6 protein-coding genes are annotated in these 9,073 nt (G+C 71.8%); 3 read left to right on the forward strand and 3 right to left on the reverse strand.

The window, feature by feature from the left end; translation table 11 throughout:
• Positions 1 to 9: 9 nt before the first annotated feature.
• Both wecB and ACWD4P_RS10720 read left to right on the forward strand, forming a co-directional pair.
• Positions 10 to 1,155, forward strand: coding sequence for a non-hydrolyzing UDP-N-acetylglucosamine 2-epimerase (gene wecB, locus ACWD4P_RS10715; protein ID WP_449779356.1), 1,146 nt, complete (start codon positions 10 to 12; stop codon positions 1,153 to 1,155).
• A 174-nt stretch (positions 1,156 to 1,329) separates the two neighbouring features.
• The gene (locus ACWD4P_RS10720) at positions 1,330 to 2,865 is read left to right on the forward strand and encodes a chitinase (RefSeq protein WP_449779357.1); all 1,536 of its coding nucleotides are present in this window, start codon (positions 1,330 to 1,332) and stop codon (positions 2,863 to 2,865) included.
• Between the two features lie 31 nt (positions 2,866 to 2,896).
• Here ACWD4P_RS10720 and ACWD4P_RS10725 read toward each other — a convergent pair whose 3' ends face one another.
• Both ACWD4P_RS10725 and ACWD4P_RS10730 read right to left on the reverse strand, forming a co-directional pair.
• On the reverse strand, positions 2,897 to 3,415 hold the full coding sequence (locus tag ACWD4P_RS10725; protein WP_359819876.1) for a hypothetical protein: 519 nt from the start codon (positions 3,413 to 3,415) through the stop codon (positions 2,897 to 2,899).
• Between the two features lie 320 nt (positions 3,416 to 3,735).
• Complete coding sequence (locus ACWD4P_RS10730) at positions 3,736 to 6,375, reverse strand: valine--tRNA ligase (RefSeq protein ID WP_449779358.1); 2,640 nt, start codon at positions 6,373 to 6,375, stop codon at positions 3,736 to 3,738.
• Positions 6,376 to 6,564: 189 nt separating this feature from the next.
• Here ACWD4P_RS10730 and ACWD4P_RS10735 point away from each other — a divergent pair, with 189 nt between their 5' ends.
• Positions 6,565 to 7,440: a hypothetical protein gene (locus tag ACWD4P_RS10735; RefSeq protein WP_449779359.1), complete on the forward strand. Its 876-nt coding sequence runs from the start codon at positions 6,565 to 6,567 to the stop codon at positions 7,438 to 7,440.
• Positions 7,441 to 7,506: 66 nt separating this feature from the next.
• On the opposite strand, the gene clpX is transcribed toward ACWD4P_RS10735, so the two are convergent.
• Entirely contained in the window at positions 7,507 to 8,796 is a 1,290-nt protein-coding gene (gene clpX, locus ACWD4P_RS10740; RefSeq protein ID WP_030058268.1) for an ATP-dependent Clp protease ATP-binding subunit ClpX, read from the reverse strand.
• Positions 8,797 to 9,073 lie beyond the last annotated feature (277 nt).

Genomic DNA, 9,073 nt, shown 5'->3' on the forward strand with positions numbered 1-9,073 from the left:
GAGTCCCGCATGAGCACGTGCCTGCCCCCGTCCAGCGTCGCCGTCGTCCTCGGCACCCGGCCCGAGCTCGTCAAGCTCGCCCCGCTGATCCACGAACTCGGCGACGCCACCCGGCTGGTGCACACCGGCCAGCACTGGGACGAGGCGATGTCCGGCCGCTTCCTGCGCGACCTCGACCTGCCCGAGCCCGAGCTGCTCACCGGTGTCGGCGGCCGCCCCCGGGCCGGCCAGATCGCCCAGTCGCTGGGCCAGCTGGACGCCGCCTTCGCCGAGGACCGGCCCGTCGCCGTGGTCGTCCAGGGCGACACCAACGCCACCCTGGCCGGGGCGCTGGCCGCCAACGCCCGGGAGATCCCGCTGGTCCACGTCGAGGCCGGGCTGCGCAGCTTCGACCGGGCGATGCCCGAGGAGCACAACCGGGTGATGGTCGACCACGTCTCCGACCTGCTCTGCGCCGCCACCGGCGAGAACGTCGCCAACCTGCGCGCCGAGTCGCTGGCCGAGGAGCGGATCGAGCTCACCGGCAACACCGTCGTCGAGGTGGTCCGCCGTCAGCTGCCGGACGGGGCCGCCCGCGCCGCGCTGCTCGCCGCGCACGGCCTGCGCCCGGACGGCTACGTGCTGGCCACCGTGCACCGCCCGGAGAACACCGACACCGCCGAGGCGCTCGGCGCGGTGCTCGCCGAACTGGACCGGATCGCCCGGGCCGGCACCCCCGTGCTGTTCCCGATGCACCCGCGCACCCGGGCCGCCGTCGAGCGCTTCGGCCTGGACGGCCTGCTGAAGCGGCTGGCCGTCACCGGCCCGGTCGGCTACGGCGACTTCCTGGGCCTGGCGAGCCACGCCGCGCTGCTGGTCTCCGACTCCGGCGGCGTGCAGGAGGAGTGCACCGTGCTCGGCCGCCCGCTGCTGGTGGTGCGCCGCTCCACCGAGCGCCCGGAGGCGATGGCGTCCGGCTTCGCCGCGCTGGTGCGGCCCGGCGAGGAGCTGGGCACCCTGGCCCGCGCCTGGCTCTCCGACACCCCCGAGCGGCTCGCCCGGCTCGCGGCCACCCCGAGCCCCTACGGCGACGGCCTGGCCTCGGCGCGGATCGCCGCGCTCACCGCGGCGATCGCCGGCTCCGAGGCGGCCGAAGGCGTGCCGCTGGCCGCCTAGGGGCCCCGAGGGCCTCTTGACAGCAGAATTGGTCTACTCCACCTTGTGAGGCAAGTCTCCGTTCCCGACCGGGACTTGAGTTGTCGGTAGCTCCCGCAAGCGCACCATCGACACCCCGGACGGCGTTCCTCCCCCACGAGGCGCCGCCGGGCCTCCCCCACTGGAGATGGAGTCATGCCACCTGCCCGACACCGGCGCACCCGCGCCGTCCATTCCCTGCTCGCCGGCGCGAGCGCCGTCGCCGTCGGCCTGAGCGGACTCGCGCTCGCCGGCGGCACCGGCGCCCACGCGGCCGACACCGACCTGATCGTCAACGGCGGCTTCGAGACCGGGAACCTGTCCGGCTGGACCTGTTCGAGCGGCACCGTCCAGACCACCACCGCCCACTCCGGCACGTACGCCCTGCAGTCCACCCCGAGCGGGAGCGACACCGGCGAGTGCAGCCAGACCGTCCCGGTGAAGCCCTCCTCCGCGTACACCCTGAGCTCCTGGGTCCAGGGCTCGTACGTCTACCTGGGCGCCCGCGGCACCGGCGGCACCGATCCGAGCACCTGGACCCCCGGCGGCACCGGCTGGGCCCAGCTGAGCACGAGCTTCACCACCGGCCCGAACACCACCAGCGTCACCGTCTACCTGCACGGCTGGTACGGCCAGCCCGCCTTCGCCGCCGACGACGTCTCGCTGCTCGGCCCCGGCGGACCGCAGCCCTCCCCCACCCCGACGGCCACCGCCACCGCCACCGCCTCGCCGAGCCCCACGGCCACGGCCACCGGCAGCCCCACTCCCACCGCCACCTCCACCGGCAAGCCGCCGGACCTGCCCAAGCACATCCTCACCGGCTACTGGCAGAACTTCGACAACGGCGCCACCGTCCAGCGGATCAGCGACGTCCCGGCCGCCTACGACATCATCGCGGTCTCCTTCGCGGACGCCACCGCCACCCGCGGCGGACTGAGCTTCACCCTCGACCCCGCCCTCTCCTCCCGTCTCGGCGGCTACACCGACGCCCAGTTCAAGGCCGACATCGCGGCCAAGCGGGCGGCCGGGAAGCGGGTGGTGCTCTCCATCGGCGGGCAGAACGGCACGGTCTGGGTGGGCGATTCCGCCTCCGCCGCGACGTTCACCAGCACCGCCTGGGCCCTGATGCAGAGCTACGGCTTCGACGGGATCGACATCGACCTGGAGAACGGCATCAGTTCCACCTACATGGGCCAGGCGCTGCACGCCCTGGCGGCGAAGGCGGGGAGCGGATTCATCCTCACCATGGCGCCGCAGACGATCGACATGCAGTCGACCGGCATGGAGTACTTCAAGCTGGCGCTGAACGTGAAGGACATCCTCACCATCGTCAACATGCAGTACTACAACTCCGGTGCGATGAACGGCTGCGACGGGAACGTCTACTCCCAGGGCACCGAGAACTTCCTCACCGCGCTGGCCTGCATCCAGCTCAAGGGCGGGCTGCGGCCCGACCAGGTGGGCCTCGGGGTGCCGGCCTCCACCAGCGCCGCGGGCGGCGGGTACCTCGCCGCCGCCACCGTCAACGCCGCGCTGGACTGCCTGGCCTCCGGCACCAACTGCGGCAGTTACAAGCCGGACACCACCTGGCCGGGCATCGGCGGCGCGATGACCTGGTCGACCAACTGGGACGCCAAGGCGGGCGGTCCGGTCGCCGGCACCATCGGTTCGCACCTGCACGCCATGCCGTAACCGGCGCGACCGGCCCGCCGGAGGCCCGGGTTCAGACCCCGGCCCGGGCCTCCGGCACGTGCGCGGCTCCGCCGTGCCGACGGCGCAACTCGGCGGTGATCTCGGACAGTTCGCCGTCGGGCAGCAGCGGGAGCATCATCGCGACGCCCTGCAGCAGGCCACCGAGCAGGAAGGTGGTGTCGGGCGTCGCCGCCACCAGTCCGCGGACCTCGGCCACCTCGCCGGCCGCCACCGCCTCGATCAGCCGGGCCGCGTTCGCGGTCTCCTCGTCGACCTCGACCGCGCCGGTGTCGTCCGGGGCGCGCCGGGCCATCGCCCGCAGCACCCGGTCGCCGACCTCGGGGGCGTACGCCTTGCGGACGGCCTCGGCGGCGATCCAGGCGAGCAGGGTGGTCACCTCGCGTTCGGCGTGCTCGGCGAGCAGCAGGTCCAGCTCGTGGTCGAAAGCGACCTGGTTGCCGTGCCGGAACGCGAGCAGCAGGGTCGCCGCCCTGGCCTTGGCCTCCTCGACCGCCTCGGCAGGCAGTTCGTCGGCCAATTCCTCGGTCACCACCACGCCATGCCCTCCCGTCCGTCGCTCAGCAGGAACGCTCAGCAGAAACACCCATTCGGAAACTCCGTGCACACGGTACACAGCGGACCTGCAAACTTCCGCGAACCCGCGCGGGCAAGACCGGAATCAATTCGCTCGGAATAGGACCTCACCCGGTCGCAGGATGATAATTCGCCGGAAGGGAGCAATGTTGCTGGGCTATTAGGCGTAGGAAAAACCCGGACCCGGCACCATCGCCGAACCGGAGCGCCGCGAAAACGCCCGAGGGGCCGCACCCCGCGTGTCGCGGTGTGCGGCCCCTCGGGGACCGGCCGGGCTCAGCCCTGCGGCAGCGCCGCGAGCTGGACGGTGATCCGGGCGATGTCGGCCTCGGCGGCCTCCTGACGGCCGCGGATCTTGGCGACCACCTCGTCCGGCGCCTTGGCGAGGAACGCCTCGTTGCCGAGCTTGGCGGTGGTCTGGGCCTTCTCCTTCTCGGCCGCCGCGAGGTCCTTGGCCAGGCGCTTGCGCTCGGCCGCGACGTCGATGGTGCCGGAGAGGTCCAGCGAGACGGTGGCACCAGCGACCGGCAGGGAGGCGGTGGCCGCGAAGCCCTCCTCCGGGGCGGTCAGCCGCAGCAGCGAGCGGATCGCGTCCTCGTGGACGGCCAGCACGGTGCCGGCCAGCTCCAGCTGGGCCGGGACGCGCTGCGCGGGCTGCAGGCCCTGGTCCGAACGGAAGCGGCGGACCTCGGTGACCACCTGCTGGAGCGTGGCGATCTCCGACTCGGCGGCCGCGTCACGGTAGCCGCTGTCCTTCGGCCACTCGGACACGACCAGCGACTCGGCGCCGGTGAGCGTGGTCCACAGCGCCTCGGTGACGAACGGGACGACCGGGTGCAGCAGCCGCAGCGTGACGTCCAGGACCTCGCCGAGCACGCGGCGCGAGGCGTCCGCCTGCGGGCCGCCCTTGGCCAGGGTGGTCTTGGAGAGCTCGACGTACCAGTCGAAGACCTCGTCCCAGGCGAAGTGGTACAGCGCGTCCGTGGCCTTGGCGAACTGGAAGTCCTCGTACAGCCCGTCCACCTCGGCGACGGTGGCGTTCAGCCGCGACAGGATCCAGCGGTCCACCGCGGTCAGCTCCTCCGGCGCGGGCAGCGGGCCCTCGACGGTGGCGCCGTTCATCAGCGCGAAGCGGGTGGCGTTCCAGACCTTGTTGCAGAAGTTGCGCGAGCCCTTGACCCAGTCCTCGCCGATCGGCACGTCGGCGCCCGGGTTGGCGCCGCGGGCCAGGGTGAAGCGGACGGCGTCGGCACCGTAGGCGTCCATCCAGTCCAGCGGGTCGACCGCGGTGCCGGAGGACTTCGACATCTTCTTGCCGAACTCGTCGCGCACCAGGCCCGTCAGGGCGACGGTCTTGAACGGCGCCTCGCCGTCCATCGCGTACAGGCCGAACATCATCATCCGGGCGACCCAGAAGAAGATGATGTCGTGGCCCGTCACCAGGACGTCGGTCGGGTAGAACTTCTCCAGGTCGGCGGTCCGCTCCGGCCAGCCGAGCGTGGAGAACGGCCACAGGCCCGAGGAGAACCAGGTGTCCAGGACGTCCGGGTCCTGCACCCAGCCCTCGCCGGTCGGCGGCTGCTCGTCCGGACCGACGCAGACGACCTCGCCGTCGGGGCCGTACCAGACCGGGATCCGGTGGCCCCACCAGAGCTGGCGCGAGATGCACCAGTCGTACATGTTGTCGACCCAGTCGAAGTAGCGGCGCTCCAGCTCCTTCGGGTGGATCTCCACCTTGCCGTCGCGGACGGCGTCGCCGGCGGCCTTGGCCAGCGGCTCGACCTTGACCCACCACTGCAGCGACAGCCGCGGCTCGACCACGGTGTGGCAGCGCGAGCAGTGGCCCACCGCGTGCATGTACGGACGCTTCTCGGCGACGATCCGGCCCTGCTCGCGCAGCGCGCCGACGACGGCCGAGCGGGCCGCCAGCCGGTCCATGCCGAGGAACGGGCCGTGCACGGTGATCGCACCGCACTCGTCCATGACCGACAGGTTGGGCAGGCCGTGGCGCTGGCCGATGGCGAAGTCGTTCGGGTCGTGCGCCGGCGTCACCTTGACGGCGCCGGTGCCGAACTCCGGGTCGACGTGCTCGTCGGCGACGACCGGGATCTCACGGTCGGTCAGCGGCAGCTTGATGGTCCGGCCGACGAGGTGCTTGTAGCGCTCGTCCTCGGGGTGGACGGCCACCGCGGTGTCGCCCAGCATCGTCTCGGCCCGGGTGGTGGCGACGATGATCGAGTCGTCGCCCTCGCCGTAGCGGATCGAGACCAGCTCGCCCGGCACCTCCTCGTGCTCCACCTCGATGTCCGACAGCGCGGTGAGGCAGCGCGGGCACCAGTTGATGATGCGCTCGGCGCGGTAGATCAGGCCGTCGTCGAAGAGCCGCTTGAAGATGGTCTGGACGGCCTGGGACAGGCCCTCGTCCATGGTGAAGCGCTCGCGCGACCAGTCCACGCCGTCGCCGAGGCGGCGCATCTGGCCGAGGATGCGGCCGCCGTAGCTCTTCTTCCACTCCCAGACCTTCTCGACGAAGGCCTCGCGGCCCAGGTCGTGGCGGGACAGGCCGTCCTCGGCGAGCTGCTGCTCGACCTTGTTCTGGGTGGCGATGCCGGCGTGGTCCATGCCGGGCAGCCAGAGCGCCTCGAAGCCCTGCATGCGCTTGCGGCGGGTCAGCGCGTCCATCAGCGTGTGCTGGAAGGCGTGGCCCAGGTGCAGGACACCGGTGACGTTCGGCGGGGGGATGACGATCGTGTACGCGGGCTTGTCGCTCTTCGCGTCCGCGGTGAAGTACCCACGCTCCACCCAGCGCTCGTACAGCTCGCCCTCTACGTCCGCGGGGGTGTAGGTCGTCGGGAGGGTTGCTGCTTCGTCCCCGGCAAAGGTGCTCACGGGGCGCTGGTTCGTCGTGTCGGTCACGACGCACAGTTTACGTAACCGGGGGGAGGGCCACGAACCGCGTGACGGCGCGGAGCGGCCGTGCCCGGGCGGGCCCCCGTCCGGCACCGTGCGGTAGCGTGCCCGGGCACCCGTCCGCAGGCCCGGACGGGCGGGGAACGACGGGACACCACGACAGGCCGCGGGTGCGGCGGGGGAGCACGGACGCTGATGTACGGCCAGGGACAGCAGTACCCGCAGGGACAGCCGCAGCCGTACGGGGGGCAGCCGCCGTACGGCCCGCCACCGCAGCAGCCCTACGGGGCACCCCAGCCCTACGGCGCTCCCCCGCCCCAGTACGGCCAGCCCCCGTACGGCCAGCCGCAGCAGCCGTACGGCGCGCCCGCCCAGCCCTTCGGCCCTCCCCCGCAGCCCTACGGCGTACCGCCCCAGGCGCCGTACGGCCGGCCGGGCTACCCGCCGCCCCCGCAGCCGCCCAGGCGCAGGGGCGGGCTGGTCGTCGGGCTGGTGATCGGCGCGCTGGTGCTGGGCGGCGGAGGCTTCGCCGCCTGGAAGTTCCTCGGCGACGGCGGCGACAAGGGCGGCCGGTACAGGATGACCGCGCCGCAGACCCTCGCGGACGGCTACTCCCAGAAGTCCACCGAGGAGAAGGCCGTCGAGCCGACCAACTCGGAGGCCGGCCGGTTCGGCAAGGACCTCCACGTGATCGCGGCCAGCTACAGCCGGGGCGCCGACACCGACACCTTCACCGTGCTCGGGGTCTACGGGCAGCTCAACGACCCCGCGCAGATCGTCGACGACGCCAAGAAGAGCAGCGGCGAGACCGTCTGGACCACCCCGCTGACGGAGTTCCCGGCCCGCGACGCCCGGAACTCCTCGGCGAAGCTCTCCTGCGGCGTGATCGGCTTCACGGGCAAGCCCGGCCCGACGGTCTGCGTGTGGGCGGACCGCTCCACCACCGGGCGGGTCACCTTCAGCAAGGTGACCCTGAACAGCAGCGGCGTCGCCGGCGGCCAGGAGACCACCCTGTCGCAGGCCGCCGACAAGACCCGGGCGATCCGCGACGGCATGGTCGTCGCCAAGTAGCACGGCGCGCGGAAGGGGCCCCGTACCGGATCCGGTACGGGGCCCCTTCCGTGCGAAGGCCTCGGCTCAGGCGCTCTTGTCCCGGCGCTCGCGCTTGATCATGTCGCGCGGCACCAGGGTGGGGATGGCGTGCTTGGAGACGACGTCCCCGGTGACCACCACGCGGGCGACGTCCTGGCGCGAGGGGACCTCGTACATCACGGACATCAGCACCTCCTCCATGATGGCCCGCAGCCCGCGCGCGCCGGTGCCCCGCAGGATCGCCTGGTCGGCGATCGCCTCCAGCGCGTCCCGGGAGAACTCCAGCTCCACGCCGTCCAGTTCGAACAGCTTGCGGTACTGCTTGACCAGCGCGTTGCGCGGCTCGGTGAGGATCTGGAGCAGCGCCTCGCGGTCCAGGTTGTGCACGCTGGTGATCACCGGCAGACGGCCGATGAACTCGGGGATCATGCCGAACTTCACCAGGTCCTCGGGCATCACCTGGCGGAAGTGGTCGCTGGCGTCCGACTCCCGCTTGGAGCGGATGTTGGCGCCGAAGCCGATGCCCTTGGCACCCGCGCGGCCCTCGATGATCCGCTCCAGGCCGGCGAACGCGCCGCCGACGATGAACAGCACGTTGGTGGTGTCGATCTGGATGAACTCCTGGTGCGGGTGCTTGCGCCCGCCCTGCGGCGGCACCGAGGCGGTGGTGCCCTCCAGGATCTTCAGCAGGGCCTGCTGCACGCCCTCGCCGGAGACGTCCCGGGTGATCGACGGGTTCTCGCTCTTGCGCGCGACCTTGTCGATCTCGTCGATGTAGATGATCCCGGTCTCGGCCTTCTTGACGTCGTAGTCGGCCGCCTGGATCAGCTTGAGCAGGATGTTCTCGACGTCCTCGCCGACGTAGCCGGCCTCGGTCAGCGCGGTGGCGTCCGCGATCGCGAACGGCACGTTCAGCATCCGGGCCAGGGTCTGCGCGAGCAGCGTCTTGCCGGAGCCGGTGGGGCCCAGCAGCAGGATGTTGGACTTGGCCAGCTCGATGGCGTCCTCGCGGCCGTTGCCGCCGCTGCGGCCCGCCTCGCCCGCCTGGACGCGCTTGTAGTGGTTGTAGACGGCGACCGACAGCGCCTTCTTCGCGAGGTCCTGGCCGACGACGTACTGGTCCAGGAACTCGTAGATCTCGCGCGGCTTCGGGAGTTCCTCGAAGCGCACCTCGGAGGTCTCGGCGAGTTCCTCCTCGATGATCTCGTTGCACAGGTCGATGCACTCGTCGCAGATGTACACGCCTGGGCCGGCGATCAGCTTCTTCACCTGCTTCTGCGACTTGCCGCAGAACGAGCACTTGAGCAGGTCGCCACCGTCTCCGATGCGTGCCACGAGGTGCTTCCCCTTCGCCAGGGGCCCCGCAGGGTTCCGGGGCCTGGTGCTGTGGACCGTCAACGCCGACGGCGCTCGGTCTCGCTATCCGACGGTACTCTGCCGGGCCCGTGATTCCGTCCTCTTCGCCAGGTCTGCCCTACGCCCTGGGCGAATTGATACCGAACAGATGCCGTCGCACGGGCGCTCCTCCGTCTCCCGGACCACCCGGTAGCCGTCCGAACTGCCGAAGGACAGCTCGGCCTCGGCCCCGGCCGCGGTGAAGCGCAGCTCGCCC

It is taken from the genome of Kitasatospora sp. NPDC002543, assembly GCF_053594915.1.

Excerpts from the sequence above, each read along its gene's own strand:
- wecB (WP_449779356.1), top strand. The coding sequence starts at position 10 with ATGAGCACGTGCCTGCCCCCGTCCAGCGTCGCCGTCGTCCTCGGCACC.
- ACWD4P_RS10735 (WP_449779359.1), top strand. The coding sequence starts at position 6,565 with ATGTACGGCCAGGGACAGCAGTACCCGCAGGGACAGCCGCAGCCGTAC.
- ACWD4P_RS10720 (WP_449779357.1), top strand. The coding sequence starts at position 1,330 with ATGCCACCTGCCCGACACCGGCGCACCCGCGCCGTCCATTCCCTGCTC.